The 22,874-nt window shown below is 62.0% G+C and carries 19 protein-coding genes; 14 read left to right on the forward strand and 5 right to left on the reverse strand.

Annotated features, from left to right (window positions below; all coding sequences use genetic code 11):
• Positions 1–29: 29 nt before the first annotated feature.
• Positions 30–506, reverse strand: a complete 477-nt coding sequence (locus AB7828_RS22800; protein WP_068737711.1) for an Lrp/AsnC family transcriptional regulator — start codon at positions 504–506, stop codon at positions 30–32.
• Between the two features lie 153 nt (positions 507–659).
• Between AB7828_RS22800 and alr the strand changes: the two genes are divergently transcribed.
• The 3 genes from alr to AB7828_RS22815 all read left to right on the forward strand — a co-directional run bounded on the left by alr (position 660) and on the right by AB7828_RS22815 (position 5,043).
• Positions 660–1,823, forward strand: coding sequence for an alanine racemase (gene alr, locus AB7828_RS22805; protein WP_441231223.1), 1,164 nt, complete (start codon positions 660–662; stop codon positions 1,821–1,823).
• On the forward strand, positions 1,820–3,073 hold the full coding sequence (locus tag AB7828_RS22810; RefSeq protein WP_441231224.1) for a D-amino acid dehydrogenase: 1,254 nt from the start codon (positions 1,820–1,822) through the stop codon (positions 3,071–3,073). The genes alr and AB7828_RS22810 overlap by 4 nt, the downstream gene beginning before the upstream one ends.
• 332 nt (positions 3,074–3,405) lie before the next feature.
• Positions 3,406–5,043: a GMC family oxidoreductase gene (locus AB7828_RS22815; RefSeq protein ID WP_441231225.1), complete on the forward strand. Its 1,638-nt coding sequence runs from the start codon at positions 3,406–3,408 to the stop codon at positions 5,041–5,043.
• Positions 5,044–5,064: 21 nt separating this feature from the next.
• Here AB7828_RS22815 and AB7828_RS22820 read toward each other — a convergent pair whose 3' ends face one another.
• Complete coding sequence (locus AB7828_RS22820; protein WP_231078444.1) at positions 5,065–5,982, reverse strand: helix-turn-helix domain-containing protein; 918 nt, start codon at positions 5,980–5,982, stop codon at positions 5,065–5,067.
• Positions 5,983–6,166: 184 nt separating this feature from the next.
• On the opposite strand from AB7828_RS22820, the gene AB7828_RS22825 reads away from it, so the two are divergent.
• Positions 6,167–8,290: a molybdopterin-containing oxidoreductase family protein gene (locus tag AB7828_RS22825; protein WP_120287878.1), complete on the forward strand. Its 2,124-nt coding sequence runs from the start codon at positions 6,167–6,169 to the stop codon at positions 8,288–8,290.
• A 9-nt stretch (positions 8,291–8,299) separates the two neighbouring features.
• On the opposite strand, the gene AB7828_RS22830 is transcribed toward AB7828_RS22825, so the two are convergent.
• The 3 genes from AB7828_RS22830 to AB7828_RS22840 form a co-directional block, all read right to left on the reverse strand.
• Positions 8,300–10,390 carry a molybdopterin-containing oxidoreductase family protein gene (locus AB7828_RS22830; protein ID WP_441231226.1) on the reverse strand — a complete coding sequence of 697 codons (2,091 nt, stop codon included), beginning with the start codon at positions 10,388–10,390 and terminating at the stop codon, positions 8,300–8,302.
• 96 nt (positions 10,391–10,486) lie between these two features.
• Positions 10,487–10,678, reverse strand: a complete 192-nt coding sequence (locus AB7828_RS22835) for a hypothetical protein (RefSeq protein ID WP_081422070.1) — start codon at positions 10,676–10,678, stop codon at positions 10,487–10,489.
• 81 nt (positions 10,679–10,759) lie between these two features.
• A complete protein-coding gene (locus AB7828_RS22840) occupies positions 10,760–11,872 on the reverse strand; it encodes an alkene reductase (protein WP_441231227.1) in 1,113 nt (370 codons plus the stop codon).
• Between the two features lie 188 nt (positions 11,873–12,060).
• Between AB7828_RS22840 and AB7828_RS22845 the strand changes: the two genes are divergently transcribed.
• From AB7828_RS22845 to AB7828_RS22890, 10 genes are all read left to right on the forward strand, one after another.
• A complete protein-coding gene (locus tag AB7828_RS22845; protein ID WP_441231228.1) occupies positions 12,061–14,343 on the forward strand; it encodes an FdhF/YdeP family oxidoreductase in 2,283 nt (760 codons plus the stop codon).
• Positions 14,344–14,427: 84 nt separating this feature from the next.
• The gene (locus AB7828_RS22850; protein ID WP_441231229.1) at positions 14,428–15,708 is read left to right on the forward strand and encodes an MFS transporter; all 1,281 of its coding nucleotides are present in this window, start codon (positions 14,428–14,430) and stop codon (positions 15,706–15,708) included.
• Between the two features lie 133 nt (positions 15,709–15,841).
• Positions 15,842–16,051: a hypothetical protein gene (locus AB7828_RS22855; protein WP_068737702.1), complete on the forward strand. Its 210-nt coding sequence runs from the start codon at positions 15,842–15,844 to the stop codon at positions 16,049–16,051.
• A gap of 19 nt (positions 16,052–16,070) precedes the next feature.
• Positions 16,071–16,607, forward strand: coding sequence for a glutathione S-transferase N-terminal domain-containing protein (locus tag AB7828_RS22860; RefSeq protein WP_441231230.1), 537 nt, complete (start codon positions 16,071–16,073; stop codon positions 16,605–16,607).
• Between the two features lie 209 nt (positions 16,608–16,816).
• Positions 16,817–18,061 (forward strand): ABC transporter substrate-binding protein, encoded by a 1,245-nt coding sequence (locus tag AB7828_RS22865; RefSeq protein ID WP_441231231.1) that lies wholly within the window; start codon positions 16,817–16,819, stop codon positions 18,059–18,061.
• Positions 18,062–18,106: 45 nt separating this feature from the next.
• A complete protein-coding gene (locus AB7828_RS22870; RefSeq protein ID WP_089266696.1) occupies positions 18,107–18,826 on the forward strand; it encodes an ABC transporter ATP-binding protein in 720 nt (239 codons plus the stop codon).
• Positions 18,819–19,523 (forward strand): ABC transporter ATP-binding protein, encoded by a 705-nt coding sequence (locus tag AB7828_RS22875; protein WP_093758021.1) that lies wholly within the window; start codon positions 18,819–18,821, stop codon positions 19,521–19,523. Before AB7828_RS22870 ends, AB7828_RS22875 begins: the two co-directional genes overlap by 8 nt.
• A gap of 12 nt (positions 19,524–19,535) precedes the next feature.
• Positions 19,536–20,402, forward strand: coding sequence for a branched-chain amino acid ABC transporter permease (locus AB7828_RS22880; RefSeq protein ID WP_068737690.1), 867 nt, complete (start codon positions 19,536–19,538; stop codon positions 20,400–20,402).
• Positions 20,399–21,394, forward strand: a complete 996-nt coding sequence (locus AB7828_RS22885) for a branched-chain amino acid ABC transporter permease (protein WP_441231232.1) — start codon at positions 20,399–20,401, stop codon at positions 21,392–21,394. The genes AB7828_RS22880 and AB7828_RS22885 overlap by 4 nt, the downstream gene beginning before the upstream one ends.
• A 114-nt stretch (positions 21,395–21,508) precedes the next feature.
• The gene (locus AB7828_RS22890) at positions 21,509–22,873 is read left to right on the forward strand and encodes an FAD-containing oxidoreductase (protein WP_441231233.1); all 1,365 of its coding nucleotides are present in this window, start codon (positions 21,509–21,511) and stop codon (positions 22,871–22,873) included.
• Position 22,874 lies beyond the last annotated feature (1 nt).

Below are 22,874 nucleotides of genomic sequence, written 5' to 3' on the forward strand. Positions count from 1 at the left end.
CTTCGCTAGGCGGGAGAGGTTAAGCAAGTTCAGCCCGTCAGCGCGGACACCGAGACGCCGCGCTTCACCACGCTGCGCATCGCGAAGCTTGAATGCAGCCGCGCCACGCCGGGCATCCGCGAGAGGTGCTGCTTGTGGATGCGCTCATAGTCTTCCATGTCGCGCGCCTGCACATGGACGAGATAGTCGTCATTGCCCGACATCAGGTAGCACGACACGACATCCGGGCATTTGGCGATCTCGCGCTCGAAGGCGGACAGCGCATCCTCGCTCTGCTTGTCGAGCGTGATGTGGACGTGGACCGTCATCATGTAGCCGAGCTCGGATGCGTCGATCTCGGCGGCATAGCCTTTGATCACGCCCTTCTTTTCCAGGGCCGTGAGACGCCGGGTACAGGCGGTGGGTGACAGGCCGACTTTCTCTGCCAGTGCCATCTGGCTGATCCGGGCATCCCGGACAACCTCGCGAAGGATCTTCCGGTCGGTCGAATCGAGGTCGCTTGCCATGGTTCTCGCCAAAGTTTTGCAGGATTTCTCTACAGGGACGTAAATTTACGCCGATAATCACCATTTATGACCGTAGCAGCGGCCGGAATCGCCGTAAAGCGCCATGCGGAAGGTGAGATACTGCCGTTGCGATCATTCGTAGCGGGGGATGTGATGCTGGCACCTTGGACAGGCGGAACGGGCACGCGGCATGCGAGCGCGGTGCTGACCATCGATCTCGAAGCCATCTCACGCAATTACCGGCTATTGGCCGAGCGGGTCGGCCCCGGCGTCACCTGCGCCGGCGTAGTGAAGGCCGACGCCTATGGCCTCGGCGCTGATCGTGTCGCGCCGGCACTCTATCGGGCCGGCTGCCGCACCTTCTTCGTGGCGCATCTCGACGAAGGGCTGGATCTCCAGACCCATCTGGCCCGCGACGTTACGATCTACGTGCTCAACGGTCTGCCCTCGGGCAGCGAGCGTGACTGCGCGGAAGCCGGCATCATTCCGGTGCTCAATTCGCGCGAACAGCTTGAGGCCTGGTCCGATCAGGTGCGGCAACGCGGCCGGATTCTCCCGGCGGTCATTCAGGTCGACAGCGGCATGTCGCGGCTAGGCATGTCGCCGCCTGAGGTCGCCGAACTCTCGGGCAAGGACACCTCAGTTCTCGATATCCAGATGGTGATGAGCCATCTCGCTTGTGCCGACACGCCGGAGCATCCGGCCAATGCGCACCAGCTCGCCGCGTTTCAGGCGCTCGCGAAACGCTTCCCTGCTGCGCGACAATCTCTGGCCAATTCGTCCGGCATTTTCCTTGGGCGCAACTATCATCATGACCTCGTCCGCCCCGGCGCCGCGCTCTACGGGCTCAATCCCCATCCCGCGCAAAGCAATCCGATGCTGCCGGTGGTGCGGCTCACCGCGCAGGTGCTCCAGATGCGCGAGGTCGCAGCCGGCGCCCATGTCGGCTATGGCTGGAATTTCCGGGCGACCAAGGCGACACGGCTAGCGACATTGGCGATCGGTTACGCCGACGGTTTGCAGCGCGCCTTCGGCAATGGCGGCGCGGTCTATTTCCGCGGGCGCCGGCTGGCGGTTGCTGGGCGCGTCTCGATGGACTCGCTGACAGTCGATCTTGGCGATCTGCCGCCCGGTATGTTGGCACGGGGCTCGCAAGTGGAGATCATCGGCGGGCATCAGTCGCTCGACGCACTGGCCGCAACCGCGGGCACGATTGGCTACGAAATGCTGACCTCGCTGGGTCAGCGCTATGAGAGAATTTACTCGGATGAGATCGATGTGCGGTGGACCGCCCGGTCTGGAGGCACGGTGCGATGAAGGTTCTGGTTCTTGGCGCGGGCGTGATCGGTGTCACCACGTCCTATTATCTGGCCAAGGCAGGCCACGAGGTGACGGTGATCGACCGGCAGCCCGGCGCCGCACTGGAGACCTCGTTCGGCAATGCCGGCGAAGTCTCGCCCGGCTACGCCTCGCCCTGGGCTGGCCCTGGCGTGCCGAAGAAGGCGCTCGGCTGGATCATGGACAAATACGGCCCACTGGTGGTGCGGCCACAGGCCGATCCGCACCAGTGGCGCTGGATGCTGCAGATGCTGCGCAACTGCACGAGCGCGCGCTACGCGTTGAACAAGTCGCGCATGGTCGGCATTGCGGAATACAGCCGCGATTGCCTGCGCGCACTGCGTGCCGAGACCGGCATCACCTATGACGACCGCAGCCAGGGCACGCTGCAACTGTTCCGCAAACAGTCGCAGCTCGATGCCACCGGCGGCGATATCGACGTACTTAAGCAATATGGCGTGCCTTATGAGGTGCTCGATCGCGGCGGCTGCGTGAAATACGAACCGGGCCTTGCCGGTGTGAAGGATCTCTTTGTTGGCGGCCTGCGTTTACCGGAGGACGAGACTGGCGACTGTCATCTGTTTACGCAGCGGCTGGAAAAGATCGCGGCCGGACTTGGGGTGAAATTCGTCTACGAGACGACCATCAAGTCGGTGGATGTGACGGGTGGCCGCGTCGCGCAGATGACGACCGACAAGGGCGTCTTCACCGCAGATAGTTACGTGATGGCGCTTGGCAGCTTCTCGCCGCTGCTGTTGCGACCGCTCGGTATCGATGCGCCGGTCTATCCGGTAAAGGGTTATTCGCTCACTGTGCCGATCACCGATGAGAGCGTTGCGCCGCAGTCGACGATCATGGACGAAAGCTACAAAGTGGCCATCACGCGCCTTGGTGACCGCATCCGCGTCGGCGGCACCGCTGAAGTCGGCAATTATCATCCGGTGCCTACCGCCCCGCGCCGTATGCCGCTCGACAAATCGGTGACGGATCTGTTTCCGACCGCCGGCGATCTCTCGCGCTCAACCTTCTGGAGCGGGTTGCGTCCAATGACGCCGGATGGCCCGCCTATCGTTGGCCCGACGCATCTGGGCAATCTGCATCTCAATACGGGCCATGGCACGCTCGGCTGGACCATGGCTTGCGGCACCGCCCGCGTGCTGTCCGACCAGATCTCCGGCAAGGCACCGGAGCTGGATGTCAAGGATCTGGCGATCAGCCGCTATAACTGAAGCGACGCTCTTTCTTAACCTCTCCCCGCTCTGCGCGGGGAGAGGTCGCCGCGTCTTCGCGGCGGGTGAGGGGCCGTCTCGGACGAAGCCTCCATCACGGGTCTCTCGGTTCACATGTCTTCGACCCGAGAGACCACTCCTTTTGCATCGTATGTGCCTGCCCCTCACCCCAACCCTCTCCCCGCGCAGAGCGGGGAGAGGGAGCTTACCTCACGCAGTCTCCCGCTTTCGCATTGCGACGATTCTAGCCGCATGCGTGCCATGCTTCCGGCCGCGCCCATTTACATCCCCGTCATTTCCGTTTTCAGTTGCTGAAAACAGTCGGGGGAAACATGAGCGGTCAAACTGCGTCGACGCATCGCGCGTCGGCTGATGCCATTGAGGCTGATTACATCATCGTCGGTGCCGGCTCGGCCGGTTGTGTGCTCGCCAATCGCCTGTCGGCCTCCGGCAAATATTCGGTGCTGCTGCTGGAAGCAGGCCCGAAGGACCGCAATATCTGGATTCACGTGCCGCTCGGCTACGGCAAGCTCTTCAAGGAGAAGTCCGTCAACTGGATGTATCAGACCGAGCCCGAACCGGGCCTCGATGGACGCTCAGTGTTTCAGCCGCGCGGAAAAGTGCTCGGTGGCTCCAGCTCCATCAACGGCTTGCTCTATGTACGCGGTCAGCACGAGGATTACGATCGCTGGCGCCAGCTCGGCAATACCGGCTGGGGCTATGACGACGTGCTGCCCTATTTCAAGAAGGCGGAAAATCAGACGCGTGGGCCGAGCGAGTATCACGGCGTCGGTGGCCCGCTGCCGGTGTCGGATTCGCGCTGCCCCGATCCGTTGTCGGAGGCCTTCATCGCCGCTGCTGCCGAGACCGGCATTCCCGTGAACAACGACTTCAACGGTGCCACGCAGGAGGGCGCTGGCTGGTTCCAGACCACCACGAAAGGTGGCCGCCGCGCCTCGACCGCGCGCGCCTATCTGCGCCCGGCGCTGAAGCAGGGCAAGGTCCGCGTCGAAACCGAAGCGCTGGCCCAGCGTATCCTGTTCGAAGGCAAGCGCGCGGTGGGCATCGAATTCAAGCAGCATGGCGTGGTGCGCAAGGCGCGCGCCCGCAAGGAAGTGCTGGTGTCGAGCGGCGCCTATAATTCACCGCAACTACTGCAGCTCTCCGGCGTCGGTCCCGCCGATCTGCTCAAGGAACACGGCATCGAGGTCCTCCTCGATGCACCCGGCGTCGGCAGCGATTTGCAGGATCACATGCAGGTCCGGATGGTGATGGAGTGTCCGCAGAAGATCACGCTCAATGACTTCGTCAATCATCCGGTGCGCAGGGCGATGATGGGTCTGCAATATGCGGCGTTCCGCACCGGTCCGCTGACCTATGCTGCCGGCACCACCGGCGCCTTCTTCAAGACCGATCCGCGCATGGCGTCGCCAGATATCCAGATCCACTTCCTGCCGTTCTCCACCGACAAGATGGGCGAGAAACTGCATCCGTTCTCGGGCTTCTCCGCCTCAGTCTGTCAGCTGCGCCCGGAAAGCCGCGGCTCGCTGCGCATCAAGAGCGCGGATCCTTCGGTGCCGCCGGCGATCCGGATCAATTATCTCGCGACCGAAACGGATCGTACGGCGAATGTCGAAGGGCTCAAGATCCTGCGCAAGATGCTGAACGCGCCGGCGATGAAGCCCTTCGTGACGAAAGAGGTCGAGCCCGGCCCGGGCACGGTGACCGATGAGCAATGGCTCGCTTATTGCCGCCAGCGCGGCAGCACGGTCTATCACCCGACCTCGACGTGCCGGATGGGCAATGATACGAAAGCGGTGGTCGATCAGCGCCTGCGCGTGCGTGGGTTGGAAGGTCTGCGCGTGATCGATGCATCCATCATGCCGGACCTGATGTCGGGCAACACCAACGCGCCGGTGATCATGATTGCCGAAAAGGCGTCGGATATGATCCTGGAGGATGCGCGGTAGCTCCAGTTGCGAGCTCCAGCGCTACAGTTCGTCGGACATCCGATAGGCGGCTGTCTGGCCGCGGAACTGGCCGGGCGTCATGTTGGTCGCCCGGCGGAAGGCGCGGGTAAAATTGGCTTGAGATGAAAAGCCCGCGGTATAGGCGACATCGACGATTGGTCGATACAGATCCGCCAGCATTTGTTTCGCCAGTGTCAGCCGCCGTTCGCTGACGAACTGATGCGGTGTGAGACCGGTTCGGACCTTGAACACCCGCGCGAAATGCGCCGGGCTGAGACAGGCCGTGCGGGCCATATCGGCGACCGCGAATTCGCGCGAGATGTTGGCGTCAACGAATTCGATTACCCGCGCCAGCCGCCGTTGATCCAATGGCTTGTCGGATGACGGTGGCGGCTTCAGCGGAAGCGCGTTCGCCGCATATTTGTGAACGAGATGTGCGGACAATGCACTGCTGAGTGTTTCAATCAGCAGTCGGCCGGCGGAGGTCTCGGTATTCAGCTCCTGCAGGATCAGCTCGGCGACCTGTTCGATGAATGGATCATGATCGACGCTCTCATAGCGCAAGGTCATACGTGATGGATCGATTTCCAGATCCTGCAGAAGCGTGTCCTCAAAGGGCTGGCCGGGAAGATAGATGTGCAGGCAGTCCGCGACCGGTTCGGAGACGTTGATATATTCTTCGCGAATGCCGGCGGGGCAGAGCCAGATGGTGCCGCGATGGCCCGACGTTCGTTGCCGCATACCGCCGCCCTGACGCTCTACGACCGAGTTGCCGCGCAGGAACATGGCAATCTCGGTATCTCGTGGCAGCACCGAGGGTAAATCGCCGGCCCGATGGCTCCAGCGCTCCGCGAGCAGATGGGGCCAATTCCGGTCCTGAGACCCATCGATGAGATGTCCGGTGACATACTTTTCCGCGCCGTGGCCTGCAATCGTCATAGCCAACCCCCACTCGCTGAAATGATCGCCGCTTAACATTCAATTCCTGTGCCATGGGCGCGGGGCGGAACCCGCCGCGTGGTCAGCAGGATTTGCAAACAGAACAGCAGGCTCGGAAAAGCCAACAGTCCGTCAGCTCAGCATGCTCGGCATCGACCCAGATCGGTAGCCAGCGGAGGCCAGCTTGACCCAGATAACCGTAATTGGTGCATGCCCCCATGATTGCCCCGACACCTGCTCCATGATCACGACGGTCGAAGATGGCCGCGCCGTGTCCGTGCGGGGCAATCCGGATCACCCGTTCACGCAAGGTCGGCTCTGCGTGAAGGTCAACGATTATCAGGAGCGCGTCTATAGCGACCAGCGCATTCTCTATCCGATGCGGCGCTCGGGGCCGAAGGGCAGTGGCCAGTTTACGCGCATCTCATGGGGTGCCGCGCTGTCCGAGATCGCCGGCAAATGGAAGACGATCATCGCTGAGGACGGCGCCAAGGCGATCCTGCCGTGCAGCTATCTTGGCACCCAGGGCATCATCAACGGCCTCAATGTCGGCGATCCCCTGTTCAACAAGCTCGGCGCCACGGTGGCCGAACGTACGTTCTGCGATTCCGGCGCCTGTACTGCCTATCTGATGACGATAGGCCATACGCCGGGTACCGATCCGGAGAGCTTCGTCCATTCCAAATACATCATCCTCTGGGCCTGCAACACGCTCAGCACCAACTCGCATCACTGGCCTTATATCAAGCAGGCGATGAAGAACGGCGCCAAGCTTGTGGTCATCGATCCCGTGCGGACGCGGACCGCGCAGCAGGCGGACTGGCACATCGCTATAAGGCCGGGGACAGACGCGGCGCTGGCGCTGGGCCTCATCCACGTCATCACCACCGAGGGGCTGATCGATCGCGATTACGTCGACAACTATTCGATCGGCTATGACGAGCTGGCCGAACGTGCCGCGATTTACACGCCCGACTACGTGTCTGGAATCACCGGGATCGCGGCGGACGACATCCGCACGCTGGCGCGTGAATATGCCACCACGCCGCCCGCGGTAATCCGCATCGGCGTCGCCGTCGAGCGACATGCCGGCGGAGGCCAGACCGTGCGCGCGATCTCATGTCTGCCCGCGCTGATCGGTGCCTGGCGTCACGTCGGCGGCGGTCTGCTGCAGCTGCCGATCTGGGCGTTTCCGGTGAAATGGGACGTGCTGATGCGCCCGGACCTACAAGGAGAGGATCTGCGCATCGTGAATCTGTGGCAACTCGGCCCGGTGCTCACCGGCGAGCTTGGTTTCGATCCACCGATCAAGTCGCTGTGCGTCTACAATGCCAATCCGATGGCCATGGTCACAGAGCAGGGCAAGATCGAGGCTGGCCTGGCGCGTGAGGATCTGTTTACCGTCGTCAGCGAACACTTCATGACCGACACCGCGCGCTTTGCCGATATCGTGTTGCCGGCGACGACGCAGCTCGAACAGAAGGATCTAATGTTCTCGTGGGGGCATCTTTATCTGTCCTACAACAACCAGGCGATCGAACCCCTCGGCGAAGCCGTATCGAACACTGAGCTGTTTCGCAGGCTCGCCGCCGCCATGGGCATCGACGATCCGTCGTTCTTCCGCAGCGATGACGAGATGATTGCGGATTCGATGGACTGGACCAGTCCCGTGCTGGAAAACATCACCATCGAGCAATTGAAGCAAACCGGCTATGCGCGCTTGAAAGTCGAGGGATCCGATACTTACGCGCCACATCGCGAAGGCAATTTTTTCACGCCATCAGGCAAATGCGAATTCAAATCCTCGATCGCCGCCGGCGGCAATTTCGTCGTGCCGCTGTTCCGGCAGGGCTATGGTGGCCAACAGTCCGGCGAGCCGGTCGATCCGTTGCCGTCCTATATTCCACCACGAGAATCGCCGCAGACCAATCCCGAGCTGGCGAAGAGATATCCGCTCAGCCTGATCTCGCCGAAGAGCCACGCATTCTTGAATTCCAATTTCGGCAATATGCCGAAGCAGCTCCATCATGCCGGCGAGCAGGCCGTACTACTGCATCCCGACGATGCTGCAGTACGTGGCATCGAAGCGGGCGCGCCGATCCGTGTCTATAACGATCGCGGCTCGTTCGAGGCGCTCGTCACCATCTCGGCGGATGTGAAGCCCGGCGTGGTGGTGGCACCGAGCGGCTATTGGCAACGCTCGACCCGCAAGAGTGCAACGGTGCATGCGCTGACTTCGCCGGCGATGGCCGATCTCGGACGTGCGCCGACCTTCTCCGACATCCTGGTGCAGGTATCGACGGCGTAAGAAGGCGGGCTATCCCGCCTTCTTCACCCACACCTTGTTGTCGTGAAACGCCGCGCCGCCATAGGGCGCGACGGCTTCGCCTGCTGTCAGCATATTGATGCCATGACCGCCGATATGCGCCTTGTTGGGGTGCACCGATTCCGCAATCAGCACGCCGCGCCGCAGGCCCTCGAAGATACGCGCGGTCAGGGTCGTCTCGCCGCGCGTGTTGCCGAGTGTCACGGCATCGCCATCGGCAATGCCGAGCCTCGCCGCGTCGACGGGGTGCATCATCACACTGGGTGCACCCTCGCGGGCCTGCGATGATGGCGTCTCGTTGAACGAGGTGTTGAGGAAGCTGCGCGACGGGCTCGTGGCCAGACGAAACGGATGCGCCTCATCGACCTGTTCGATCACCGCCCAGTGGTCGGGGAACGACGGCATCTCGTCCCACGCGCCCATCAGCCCGGCATTGGGCATCGGCACTGTCGACCAGTCCGCCTTGAAGTGGAATTTGCCGTCGGCATGGGCGAAACCGTCGAGATAGTGCGAGGTGCGGAAATCCGGCTGGATATCGCGCCATTTGTCGGCCTCCAGCCCTTCGATGCCACCGCGGCCGCTGACTTGCAGCGTCTCGTCGATGATGTCGCGCGGATGCATATCGAACGCGCGGTGTTTCGCGCCGAGGCGGGTGGCGATGCCCTGCAGAACGTCGTGGTTCGAGCGGCATTCTTCCGGCGCATCGATCAGCTTGGCACCGACCGAGATGTGCTGGTTGCCGCCGGCGTAATAGAGATCGTCGTGCTCCATGAACATGGTCGCCGGCAGCACGATATCGGCCATCATGGCCGTTTCGGTCATGAACTGCTCATGCACCGCGACGAACAGGTCTTCGCGGGCAAAGCCCTGCCGCACCAAGGCCTGCTCGGGCGCCACCGTCATCGGATTGGTGTTCTGGATCAGCATCGCCTTCACTGGCGGGCCGTTGTGCAAGGCTTCCGCGTCCCCGGTCAGAATGCGGCCGATCTTCGACTGATCAAGACGCCGAACGCTCTCGTCGAGCACGTCGAGGCCCTCGATCAGCGTCTTGTCGAATTTCCAGATTGCGGCATTGTTGAAGAAAGCGCCGCCACCTTCATATTGCCAGGCGCCGGTAACGGTGGGCACGCACAGCGCTGCATGCATCTGCGCGGCTCCGTTGCGGCTGCGGGTGAAGCCGTAGCCGAGGCGGAAATAGCTGCGCTTGGTCTCGCCGACCAGGCGCGCGAAGGCTTCGATTTCCGCAGCGGGCACGCCGCAAATGTCTGAGGCCCATTGCGGCGTGCGCGCCGCCAGATGCGCCTCGAACTCGGGCGAGTGGTCGGTATATTTGGCGAGATAGTCGCGATCAGCCAGGCCGTCGCGGAACAGCACATGCATCACGCTGGCGGCGAAGGCGCCGTCTGTACCTGGTCGCAGCAGGATCTTGATGTCGGCCTGCTTCATGGTGTCGTTATCGTAGATATCGACGACGGCCAGCTTGGTGCCGCATTCTTTCCGCGCGCGCGAGACGTGGGTCATCACATTGACCTGCGTCGAGACGGGGTTGGTACCCCAGATCACGATCAGGTCCGACTTCGCCATCTCGCGCGGATCGACGCCGGCGACCTTGCCGGTGCCGGCGGCAAAGCCGGCCCAGGCAATGGTTGCGCAGATCGTCGAGTAAAAGCGCGAATATTTCTTCACATTGGCGAGGCGGTTGATGCCGTCGCGCATCACCAGGCCCATGGTGCCGGCATAGTAATAGGGAAACACCGACTCCGCGCCAAAGTCGCGCTCGGCCTCGTTGAACCTCAAAGCGATCTCGTCGAGCGCCTCGTCCCAGCTGATGCGGGTGAAATGGCCGGAGCCCTTCGGGCCGGTGCGGCGCATCGGATACATCAGCCGTTCGGGATGATGGATGCGCTCGGCATAGCGCGCGACCTTCGCGCAGACCACGCCGGCGGTATAGCTTTGCTCCTTGGAGCCGCGGACCCGGCCGATGGTGTTCCCGCCGATCACCTCGATGTCGAGGGCGCAGGCGGAGGGGCAATCATGCGGGCAGGTGGAGTGCTTGATGTCGATCTTGGCTTGAACGTTCATGCAGCCAAGCTAGCCAAAAGTTTACTGGAGGAAAAGCCGCGGTTTTACGCATCCCGCCCGACAACCGGGCAGGCTTCCAGTCCGTAGTCCTCTCGGCTATTTGCCCAAGGCGTCGCGTTGGGCGATCAGCCGGTCCAGCTCCTCATTCTGCTGAGCCAGCCGATCCGCGGTGCGCTCCTCGTTGCTCTCGCCGGAAGCCGCGGTGGCCTGCTCGATCAACTGCCGGATATTATCGCGAAGGATGGCGATACGATCGTCGAGCTCGGCGGCTGATAGGGTGGAATCCATGGGGCGATACTCCTGACCCGCTACGGGCCCATACACAGCCTATAGCGCGCCAGAAGTGCTTTCTATTGAATAATCCGCAGACTAGCCTGCGCCCAGCACCGGGTAGTCGGTGTAGCCAGCCACATCGCCGCCGTAAAACGTCGCCCGGTTATAAGGCGTAAAGGGCGCCTTGCGCTTGATACGCTCCGGCAGGTCCGGATTGGCGATGAACGGGCGGCCGAAGGCGATAATATCGACATTGCCGGAAGCGACGGCCTCCTCGGCGGAGGTGCCGTCGAAGCCGCCGGCCGTGACCAGCACGCCGCTCCACATCGGCCGGAACAGCTCATAGGCTTTAGGCACATTGTTATGAAACACTTCCGCGCGGCCGACGCCGCTGGTGCGCGGCTCGACGAAATGGAGGTAGGCGAGGCCGAGCTTGTCGAGCTCACGGACCACATAGCTGTAGAGCGGCATCGGATCGGCTTCGCCGGAGTCGTTCGAGACACCATAGGGCGACAGGCGGACGGCGACACGATCCGCGCTCCAGGCGTCGATGACGGCATTGGTCACTTCGAGCAGCAGGCGGGCGCGGTTCTCGATGGAGCCACCATATTGGTCGGTGCGCCGATTGCTGCGGGTCTGCAGAAATTGTTCGAGCAGATAGCCGTTGGCGCCGTGCACCTCGACGCCGTCGAAGCCGGCTTCTCTGGCGTTGCGCGTGGCCTGTCGGTAGGCGTCGATGATGCCGAGAAGCTCGCTGGTGTCCAGGGCGCGGGGTGTTTCGTAAGATACCGTCTCGCCTGAAGCCGTCCGCGTGGTAGCGTTGATCGCAATGGCTGACGGCGCGACCGGAAGCCCGCCGCCGGGCTGGAACGAGGAATGTGAGGCACGGCCCACATGCCAGAGCTGCAGGAAGATGATGCCGCCTTTGGCATGCACGGCGTCAGTGACCTGACGCCAGCCGGCGATCTGCTCTTTCGAATAGATGCCCGGCGTGTTCGGGTTGCCTTGGCCTTCCTGCATGACCTGCGACGCCTCGGCGATGATCAATCCGCCTTCGGTCGCGCGCTGAGCATAATATTCGGCATTGAGCGTCCACGCAGCGAGAGATGTCTTCTCGGCACGCATGCGCGTCAGCGGCGCCATCGCAACCCGGTGGCTGAGTTGATACGGGCCAACTTGCAGCGGCTGGAAGAGGGAAGAAGAGGTCATCGGCGCTCCATTCAAAATATCAATCGGGCGATAGCCTTGGTGAACAGGTGTCGCGGCATTCGTATCGTTCAATACAGCGCAGGGGTCGGTCAATCAAAGTTGATGGCATCTATTCGCTGTATTGCAGTCTTTAATGCTACGAGGCGGAATTAGGCCATATGGGCCGGAATGGTGAAGGACGGATCGCGATGGCGAAGAAGCACGTTCAGGGCGTCGAAGACTATAAAGGCGCGGCCGCAGGTTGGGGTGCGTTGAAGGCAGTGGCCGACGCGGTGCGCGGACAGATGGCGGTGGTCAACGAAACGCATGGCCTCTTGACGATGAACCAGCCGCACGGCTTCGATTGCCCGGGCTGCGCCTGGCCCGATCCGAAGCATACATCGTCCTTCGAATTCTGCGAGAACGGCGCCAAGGCGGTGTCGTGGGAAGCAACGGCCAAGCGCACGACGCCGGAATTCTTTGCGGCCCATACGGTGAGCGAACTCTGGGACTGGCATGATCACGACCTAGAAAACGAGGGACGTCTCACCCATCCGATGGCCTATGACCAGGCTAGCGACAAGTATCTTCCGATCTCGTGGGAGGATGCGATGGCGCGGATCGGTGCCGGCTTGCGCGCTTTGCCCGATCCGAACATGGCCGAATTCTACACGTCGGGCCGTTGCTCTAACGAAGCAGCCTTCATGTATCAGTTGTTCGTGCGCGAATTCGGCACCAACAATTTCCCCGATTGCTCGAACATGTGTCACGAGGCCACCAGCGTCGGCCTTCCGGAATCCATTGGCGTCGGCAAGGGCACGGTGACGCTCGAGGATTTCGATCATGCGGATGCGGTGTTCTGTATCGGGCACAATCCCGGCACCAATCATCCGCGCATGCTGACGACGCTCCGCGAATGCTCCAAGCGCGGTGCCGCTATCGTTTCAATCAATCCGCTGCGCGAGCGCGGGCTGGAACGATTCACATCCCCGCAGCATCCCGCGGAAATGCTGACGTTGAGCTCTACGCAGATCTCGTCGACCTATTACCAGGTCAAGGTCGGCGGCGACATTGCGGTGCTGAAGGGCGTGATGAAGGCCGTCGTGGCGCTCGACGCTGCCAGCCTGGCCGAAGGCGGTCCCGGCGTGCTCGACCGCGCCTTCATCGCCGAACACACCAACGGCATCGAGGCGCTGCTGGCCGATCTCGATGCGACCTCATGGGAGGCGATCGAGAAATCGTCTGGCCTGCCGCGCGCCGATATCGAAAACCTCGGCAATATCTACGCCGGGGCCAAGAGCGTGATCATCAATTACGGCATGGGTATTACCCAACATCGCCACGGCACCGGTAACGTGCAGCAGATCGCGAATCTCCTGATGCTGCGCGGAAACATCGGCCGTCCCGGCGCCGGCATCTCGCCGTTGCGCGGCCATTCCAACGTGCAGGGCGACCGCACCGTGGGGATCACCGAAGTACCCAACGCCGCGCTGCTCGACGGTATCGAACGCACCTTCAACTTCAAGCCGCCGAGTGCGCATGGTCACGACGCCGTGGCATCGGTAAAGGCAATCCGCGATGGACGATCAAAAGCGTTGATCTGTCTTGGCGGCAATCTCGCGGTCGCGATGTCAGATCCCGAGGAGACCTATCCCGCGATGCGCAGCCTCGATCTCGTGGTGCATATCGCCACCAAGCTCAATCGCTCGCATCTTCTGATCGCGAAGGAGTCGATCATCCTGCCATGCCTTGGCCGCACCGAGATCGACGTGCAGGCGACGGGGCCGCAACTGGTGACGGTGGAAGATTCGATGTCGATGGTGCATGCCTCGCGCGGCGGCTTGAAGCCGGCGTCCGAGCATCTGAAGTCCGAGACTGCGATCGTTGCCGATATGGCCATCGCGACTTTGCCGAATACCAAGGTGAAGTGGCTGGACTACGTCGCCGACTACAGCAAGATCCGCGACGCCATCGAGTCGGTCTTTCCGGCCTTCGAGGATTACAATGCACGGATCAAGAAGCCGGGTGGCTTCCGGCTGCGCAACGCCGCCTCGGAACGGGAATGGCTGACGCCGAGCAAGAAGGCGCAGTTCCTGGTCTTCTCCGGCCTCTATGAGGACGGCCCCGCCGAGACCGCGTTGACGCTGACCACACTGCGCAGCCACGACCAGTACAACACCACGATCTACGGTATGAACGATCGCTATCGCGGCATCACCGGGCGGCGCGATGTGGTGTTCGTCAACGAGCAGGACCTCGCCCGCCGCGGGCTGAGCCACGGTGATCTGATCGACATCGTGCTGGACCGTCCGGACAGCGCGCCGCGCGCACTGCGTCGAGTGACGGCGGTGGCTTACAACATCCCGCAAGGATCGGTGGCGGCCTATTATCCCGAGGCCAATGTGCTCGTGTCGCTCGACCAGCACGATTTGAAGTCGGGAACGCCGGCTTACAAATCGATCCCGATCCGGATCGAGGCATCGGCCGCCTAAGCTGCACCGCAGCATTGAGAGAGCATGACGGCCACGGCTTTCGTGGCGGTTGATGCGCGCCGTGTTTCCGCGTAGGCGAGCGCCATGACCAGTGCTGCCGACTCTGCTGCCTTCAAGCCCGTTGCCATCGATCCGCCCGTGAGCGTAGCGCTCGTGGCCGCGATGCTCATTCTGACCTGCGGGCATGTACTGTCCAACATGCTGCGCACCACGCCTGCGGTCGCGATCGATGTGATGTCGACTGATCTCGGCGTCACGCCGCAGACGCTGGCCGCGCTGACTTCCGCATATCATTTTTTCTTCGCGCTCCTGCAGATTCCGGTCGGCGTCGCGCTGGATCGCTACAGCATCCGCACGGTGTCGCTCGTGCTGTTCGCCGGTACGGTCGGCGGCGCGGCGATTGCGGCGCTGTCGACCGGGCCGCTCTCGTTCTTCGTGTCGCAGGCAACGATAGGCATGGCGACGTCGGGCATGCTGATGTGCCCGATGACGCTCGCGGCCAAGCGGCTGACACCAGCGCAGTTCGGTCTGTGGTCCGGCATCATTCTGTCATTCGGCAATGCGGGGCTGCTGTTGTCGGCCAGTCCGCTTGCTTACGTCGTCGAGCACTGGGGATGGCGCGCCGGATTCTGGATTGCCGCCGCAGCGGCGATTGTCGTGGCGATGCTGATCGCGGTCATGGTGCCGGCATCGCGTCCCGAAGGCCAGCCGCGCGCGCTTCTGGGCGAGATGGTTTCGGTTCTGCAACTCGGTGTATCACGTGCTGTGCGCGGTATCGTGATCCTCGCTTTCGTGTCACTTGCGGTTCAGCTTGTGTTGCGTGGCCTTTGGGCCGGTCCCTGGCTGATGAATATCAAGGGACTGTCGCGGATAGAGGCCGGCAATGTGCTGGCGTTGTTTACGGTGGCGCTGGTGATCGGACCGGCGCTGTCGGGCCTGCTCGATCGCAAGCTGGGTCATCGCCGCATGCTGCTGTTTGCGGTCCATTTGTGCGCCGCCGCGCTGCTGCTCGTGATGGCGCTCGGTGCACCGGGTTATCCGTTGGCCACGCTTTTCGGCCTGCCAGTGATGCCCGTGACAGTCGATACCGGCCTGCTTGTGGTCATCGGCCTTCTCGTGGCGATGCAGCCGCTCGTCTATGCGATGATCCGCCAGGTCGTTGCTGCCGAGAATATTGGCAAAGCGCTCTCTGCGGCAAACCTGTCGTTCTTCCTCGGCACCGCCGTGATGCAATCGGCTACCAGTCCGATCGCTGCCGCCTGGGGATTGCCCGCAGTTTTAATCTCAATGGCGGTATTCCTGACCGTATGCACCCTCGTCTTCTTCGTGTTGACGCGTCCCGCAGCGCAGCGCGGGGCTGCATAATAGGTCCATGACGATTGCGACGGCAAGTTGCTGGAATTGCCGTGAGTCCTGTGGTCTGATGCGCAGAGTGACGCGATCAAGACGTCGCGCGCGGTCTCGCATTGCGGGGCGCCTCACACAGGGAGGACGTGACTTGCCGTTTTTCGTCAGGGGAACCGATACGTCAGGGACTGTTTCACTCCGCCGCGACAACGCGGCCGGAGCTGTCAAGAAGGCCAGGGAGCTGCTCGATGACGGCAGCTGGGATGTTGAAATCACCGGCCCGGATGGACTTCCGCATCCGATTGCCGAATTCGAGGCGATGTATTCCGCCGGTGCGACGACGGCGGTGCATGCGACATAGCTGACAGGCAAGGGATGCAGTGACGGCGACCGATCTTGTTCTGCATCACTATCCGCGTTCGCCGTTTGCCGAGAAGGTGCGCGTCGCCTTCGGATTGAAGGGTCTGTCTTGGCGATCGGTGATTCAGCCGCGGATGGCGCCGAAGCCAGAGCTCGTGGCGCTCACCGGAGGCTATCGCCGCATTCCGGTGCTGCAGATCGGCGCAGACGTCTATTGCGATACGCGCCGCATTCTCGCGTGGATGGACCGGGTTGCCGCGCTGGGGCACGGAACGGTTGAGGAGCTGTCGCCCGAGCAGGCGCTGGACATAGCGCGGCTCTGTCAGCCTATGGCGACATCTGCTTCTCCTCATAACGATATTGCAGATGATCAAGGTCTGCCGTTTAAGGAAGGCGTAATGGTATCGGTCATGCCGACCGATTGGGGTTTCGATCCCGTCATCGGTGCGTTAGTTTCTGCGGGTCATGACAGCATCGCTTTGCGGCGTGAGGATCCCGATGTCGGCGCGACGGTTGTACACTTCCCGCGTGCAGGCTTTGCGATTGCGCGACTGTGAAAGCCCCGTCACGGATGCATGGCCCTCATTCGCGATTTCCACGCGCCGCAATTTGACGCAGCTGCGCAAACGCGGCTAAGTCCGAAAAACGCTGCCCGACTGCGATATGCAGACTCCCAATCTGCAACGCGGTGTTCGACACTCCAGCGCCCAGTAACAGAACAAGAAAGTGCGCCGCTTCAGCGACGTTGCGCATCGGAGGATATGACATGACCTTGACCCGCCGCACGTTTGGACTTGGTGCCTCTGCAGTTCTGGCAGGGCCGATCGCCGCGCCGTTCATTCGTAGCGCAGGCGCCGCCGAGCCGGCGATCCGCATCGGCATGGTCAATTCGATGAGCGGCGGTCTTGCGGCTTACGCGCAGGAAGGCCAGCCGGCTTTCGAATACATCATCAAGAAGATCAATGCCGAAGGCGGCATCAAGAGCAAGGGCGGCGCCAGGATCGAGCTGGTGCTGGCGGACGATACCAGCCAGCCGGCGCGGACCGCTGCCGAAGCGCGGCGCCTGATCACCGAGGAAAAGGTGCAGCTTCTGACCGGCACCATTCTCAGCGCACAGATGCTGGCGCTGACACCGGTGGTCGACGAAGCCAAGATTCCGACGCTATCGGTCTGGGCCGGTGGGTCGCAGTCGAACTATATGTTTACGCTGGGATACCCGTATGATCGCGGCTATGCGCAGACCATGCATGATTTCGTCATCTCATTGCGCGACGATTTCAAGTTTCCGATCAAGACTGCCGTCATGGCCTATTCGAATTACGAGGCCGGCCAGCAGTCCAACAAATTCCTGGTCGAGAAGCTGAAGGCCAGCGGCATCCAGATCATCGGCGAAGCCGCGCTCGATATTCGTGCGCAGGACCAGACGGCGGCGATGGTCCGTATTCGCTCGCTCAAGCCGGACGTCGTTGTCGGTCTCGTGACGCCGCGCGACGGCATCCTGCTGCATCAGGCGCGTTACAATCTGAACTATCACGGCAGCATCTTCTGCGGTGGCACCGGCGGCTATTCGGATCTGTCGCTCTGGAAGGATCTCGGACCCGAGATCGGCAAGGCCGTGCTGACGAAGAACCTGTTCGGTATGACCGGCTTTAGCGCGGGCGCCAAGATCGAGTCGATGCAGAAGATCGTCACGGAATTGCGCGATGTCGCCAAGCTCGACAAAATCGGCCAGGGCGCGGTGCAATATGCCCAGGCGGCACGCGTGCTGCAGCAGGTGCTCGAGAACGCCAAGTCGCTGCAGAGCGATGCACTGCTCGAGGCGCTGAAGAACGTCAACATTCCAGCAGGCGATCCGAACCTCTACATTGCCAAGCCGAAGGGCCTGCAATTCGCGGAAGACCGTCTGCTCAAGGACGGTTCTGCAATGTTCATCCAGTGGACTCCCGAGCAGGATCAGCAAGTCGTATTCCCGAAGGAATTTGCCCAGGTACCGCCGCGGCCGAAGTCCTGATCGGCGCTGTAGTAAGACTGAGCGCAATCTAGAGAGTGGACGGCTGTGGCATTTCTGGAAGTCTCCAACATCACCAGGCGGTTTGGCGGGCTGGTCGCGCTCAACGCGGTGAGTTTCGACGTCGAGAAGGGTGAGATTCTCGGCATCATTGGCCCGAACGGTGCCGGCAAGACCACTTTGTTCGGTGTGATCTCCGGCTTCATTCCGCCGAGCGCGGGCGACGTTGTTTATGACGGTGAAAGCATTATCGGGGTGTCGCCGGATCGGCTGGTGCGCCGCGGATTGATGCGCTCCTTCCAGATCGTCCAGTCCTTTGCCGACATGACAGCGCTCGACGTCGTCACGACCGCAGCATTGACACGCCGGCCGATGCGCGAGGCCATCGACTATGCGGCGCAGGCGCTGCTGCGTGTCGGCCTTGGCGGCAAGGAGCACAAGACGCCGGCGACACTGTCGCTGCAGGACAAGAAGCTGCTGGAACTGGCGAAGTGCATCGCTACCGATCCGCGCTGCATCCTGCTCGACGAGGTGATGGCCGGCTTGACCATGGCCGAGACCGCCGCGCCGATCGCGATCATCGAGGAGCTCAACAAGCAGGGCGTCACCATCGTGATGGTGGAGCATGTGATGCCCGTCATCATGCGGCTGGCGCAGCGTATGGTGGTGATCAATTTCGGCGAGAAGATCGCGCAGGGCACGCCCGACGAGATCCTTCGGGATCAGCGCGTCGTCGATGCCTATTTCGGAGATCATCTCGATGCTTGAGATCGATAATCTGGTTGCAGGCTATGGTGGCGTGCCGGTGCTGCGCGACATCAACGCCAAGATCGCTGCGGGCGAGATCGTCGGCCTGCTGGGCGCCAACAATGCCGGCAAGACCACGCTGATCAATGCGCTGTCCGGCATGGTCAAGCCGCTCTCCGGGCGCATTCTGTTTCTCGGCGAAGACATCAGCAAATTAACGCCGCAGGCGCGTGTCGAGCTCGGCATCGTGCAGGTGCCGGAAGGCCGTCTGGTGTTTCCGGAAATGAGCATCCGCGAAAATCTTCTGCTTGGCGGCATCAATGCGCATGCGCGCAAGCATCGTCCGCAGCAGATGGAAAAAGTCATCGGGTTGTTTCCGCGGCTCGGCGAGCGGCTGACCCAGAGTGCCGGGTCACTGTCAGGCGGTGAGCAGCAGATGCTGGCCATCGGCCGCGGGCTGATGGCGGAAGCCAAGCTGCTGATGCTCGATGAGCCCTCGCTCGGTCTGTCGCCGCTATTCGTGCAGTATATTTTCGAGATCATCGACAAATTGCATGCCGATGGGCTGACCATCCTGCTGGTCGAGCAGAATCTGAATCTGACGTTGCGCCACGCCAAGCGCTGCTACGTGCTTGAGCGCGGGCAGGTGGCGGTTGAGGGCGATGCGGAGACCGTGAAAAACGATCCGCGCACCCGCAGCGCCTATCTTGGTCTGTGATCGGAGAGTGATGTGACCGAACTTTATCAGGCTCTCGCCCAAGGCCTTCTGATCGGCGCCACCTATGGCTTGCTGGCGTTGGGCATGGGGCTCGTTTACGGCGTGTCGGGCGTCGTCAATTTCTCGCATGGCGATTTCATCTCGCTCGGCATGTTCATGTGCCTCGCGCTGTATTCGGCTTTCGCCATGGACCCTTATGTGTCCATCATCATCACGGTGCCGCTGATGACCGCGATCGGCGCATTGGTCTACATCTTCCTGATACGGCCAATGGTCGGGCATCAGTTCCTGATGGTGGTGCAGCTTACGCTGGGTCTCAGCCTGGTGCTGCAGAACGGCATCCTGATGGTGTTCGGCGGCGAGCCGGCGCGGACGCCCTCCTTCGTCGAATCCAAGCTGATCATTCTCGGTGACGTGGTGCTGCGAGTGCCGCACATCGTCGCCTTCGTCGTTTCCTTTGCGCTCGCCATCGGCCTCTACATCATGCTGCGCTCGACCGATTTCGGTCGCTCGATCCGCGCCGTGCACCAGAATGCCCATGCCGCGGCGCTGATGGGCATCAATGTCGGCCGCGTCCAGGTGCTCACGTTCGCGCTCGGCATCGGCATTCTCGCATTGGCTGCCGCGCTGCTGCTGCCGGGGACGCCGATCCAGCCGACCCAGGGCCTGCGTTATACCGTGATCACGCTCTTGGTCGTTGTGCTCGGTGGTATGACCAATTTCGTCGGCATCATGCTCGGCGGCCTGATTATCGGCATCGCCGAAGCCTTCGGCACGATCTATCTCGACGGCCCGATCGGCTTGCTGCTGCCATACATCATCTTCGTGGCGATCATGCTGTTTCTCCCGAAGGGCCTGACCTGGAGCTCGGCACGATGAGAGACGAATTCTACAAGACGCTCGTATCGCCGATCTGGTGGGGCGCGCTGGTCATCGCCGCCATCATGCCGTTCGTGCTGTCGAGCTATTACGTCCACATTCTCACGCTGGCGCTGGTCTATGTGGCACTGGCTTCGTCGTGGAACATCGTCGGCGGCATGGCCGGGCAGATCTCGCTGGCGCACAGCCTGTTTATCGGCATCGGATCGATGTTCTCGGCCGCGCTCCTGCTCAAGCTCGGCATCAATATGTGGCTGGGTCTCGTGATCTCGGCGGTAATCTCCGGAATCCTGGGCGCCGTCATCGCCTGGATCGACTTCCGCTTTCAGCTCGGCCATCTCTCTTTCGTACTCATCACGCTCGCCTTCGCCGAAATGGGCAGCATCGTTGTCGAGGGCTGGGACTTCCTCGGCGGTGCATCCGGGCTGCTGCTGCCGAAGGACACGGGTAATTTCCTGGCGTTCCAGTTTGGCGGCGGTCACGGTGCGTTCTGGATGATGCTGGCATTGGCGGCGATCTGCGTGCTGGTCAATGTCGCGATTCTCAATTCGCCGCTCGGCTATTATCTGCGCACCATCCGCGACAACGAGAAGGCGGCGCAGGCGATTGGCGTCAACATCCTGCGCTACAAGATCACCGCCATGGTGATCTCGGCGATGCTCGCCTCCGTCGTCGGTACTGCCTATGTGCGCTATCTCACCTTTGCCGATCCCTATCTGCTGATCTCGCCCGTGATCACCATCGAGATCGTGCTGTTTGCAACCGTCGGCGGGCTCGGCCGCGCCTATGGCCCCGCGCTTGGCGCATTGCTGCTGGTGCCACTTGGTGAAATCCTGCGCGGCAAGCTCGGCAGCACGCTGCCCGGCCTGCATTATTTCATCTACGGCATCGTGGTGATCTCGGTGATTTTGGTGACGCCGCGCGGGCTGTTGCCGCTGTTTGAACGGCTCTGGGCGCGCTGGCGCGGCCCTGCGGTTGCCGGCAAGCCCTAAGCGGCTCGGGAATTGCCGACGTTGGAACTTCCGTCATCCGTTGGCTGATGCCGTTTCCAACGATAGTCTCTTGCCGCGGCGGAACGTTGGCTCCGCCGGTTGGGAGCTGAAATCATGCGCTTCGACGCGATCATCATCGGCGCCGGCCAGGCGGGGCCTTCGCTCGCGGGTCGGCTTACGTCCGCCGGCATGTCGGTTGCGATCATTGAGCGCCATCTGTTTGGTGGCACCTGCGTCAATACCGGCTGCAAGCCGACCAAGACGCTGGTCGCCTCCGCCTATGCCGCGCATCTTGCGCGCCGCGGCAGCGACTATGGCGTGATGATTGACGCGCCGGTGCGGATCGATATGGCTCGCGTGAAGGCGCGGGCAGACAAGGTGATCCACGACTCGCGCAATGGCGTCGAAAGCTGGTTGCGCGGCATGGACAAATGCACGGTCATCGACGGCCATGCGCGGTTCGAATCTGCGGATACGATCCGCGTGGGCGATGAGTTGCTGACGGCGCCAAAGATTTTCCTGAATGTTGGTGGGCGGGCTGTCGTGCCGGATATGCCGGGGATCAACGACGTCACCTATCTGACCAATACGGGAATCCTGCAGCTGGATCGCGTGCCGAAACATCTGGTGGTGATCGGCGGCAGCTATATCGGGCTCGAATTTGCGCAGATGTATCGCCGCTTCGGCGCCGAAGTGACGGTGGTCGAGAAGGGCGCGCATCTGGTCTCGCGCGAGGATGCGGAGATCTCCGAAGCGATCCGCGATATCCTGCTCGCCGAAGGCATCCATATCCGCACCAATGCCGAATGCATCACCTTCAAGCCGCATCCCGATGGCGTGGCAGTCGGCGTCGATTGCACCGAAGGCGCGCCGGAGATTATCGGCAGCGATGTTTTGTTCGCGGTTGGGCGTCGGCCGAACACCGACGATCTCGGTCTCAACAAAGCTGGCGTCGCTGTGGATGCCCGCGGCTACATCAAGGTCGATGACGGTCTCGCCACCAATGTGCCGGGCATTTTTGCCATGGGCGATTGCAACGGTCGCGGCGCCTTTACGCATACGGCCTATAACGACTTCGAGATTCTCGCCGCGAACCTGCTCGATGGCGCAAGCCGCCGTGTCAGCGATCGGCTTCCCGGCTATGCGCTGTTCATCGACCCGCCGCTTGGCCGCGTCGGCATGACGCTGACTCAGGCAAAGGCCACAGGCAGGAAATTGCTGATCGGCACCCGGCCGATGACCCATGTGGGCCGCGCCGTCGAGAAGGGCGAGACCGCGGGCATGATGCAGGTTGTGGTCGATGCTGAAACGAAGAAGATTTTGGGAGCCGCCATCCTCGGTACCGGAGGCGACGAGGCGATCCATGGCATTCTCGACATCATGAATGCCGGCGCCGATTACACCCAGTTGCAATGGGCGGTGCCGATCCATCCGACGGTGTCGGAACTGATCCCGACGCTACTCAACGAGATGAAGTGAT

The organism is Tardiphaga sp. 215_C5_N2_1 (assembly GCF_052076055.1).
GTDB classification, from domain to species: domain Bacteria; phylum Pseudomonadota; class Alphaproteobacteria; order Rhizobiales; family Xanthobacteraceae; genus Tardiphaga; species Tardiphaga robiniae.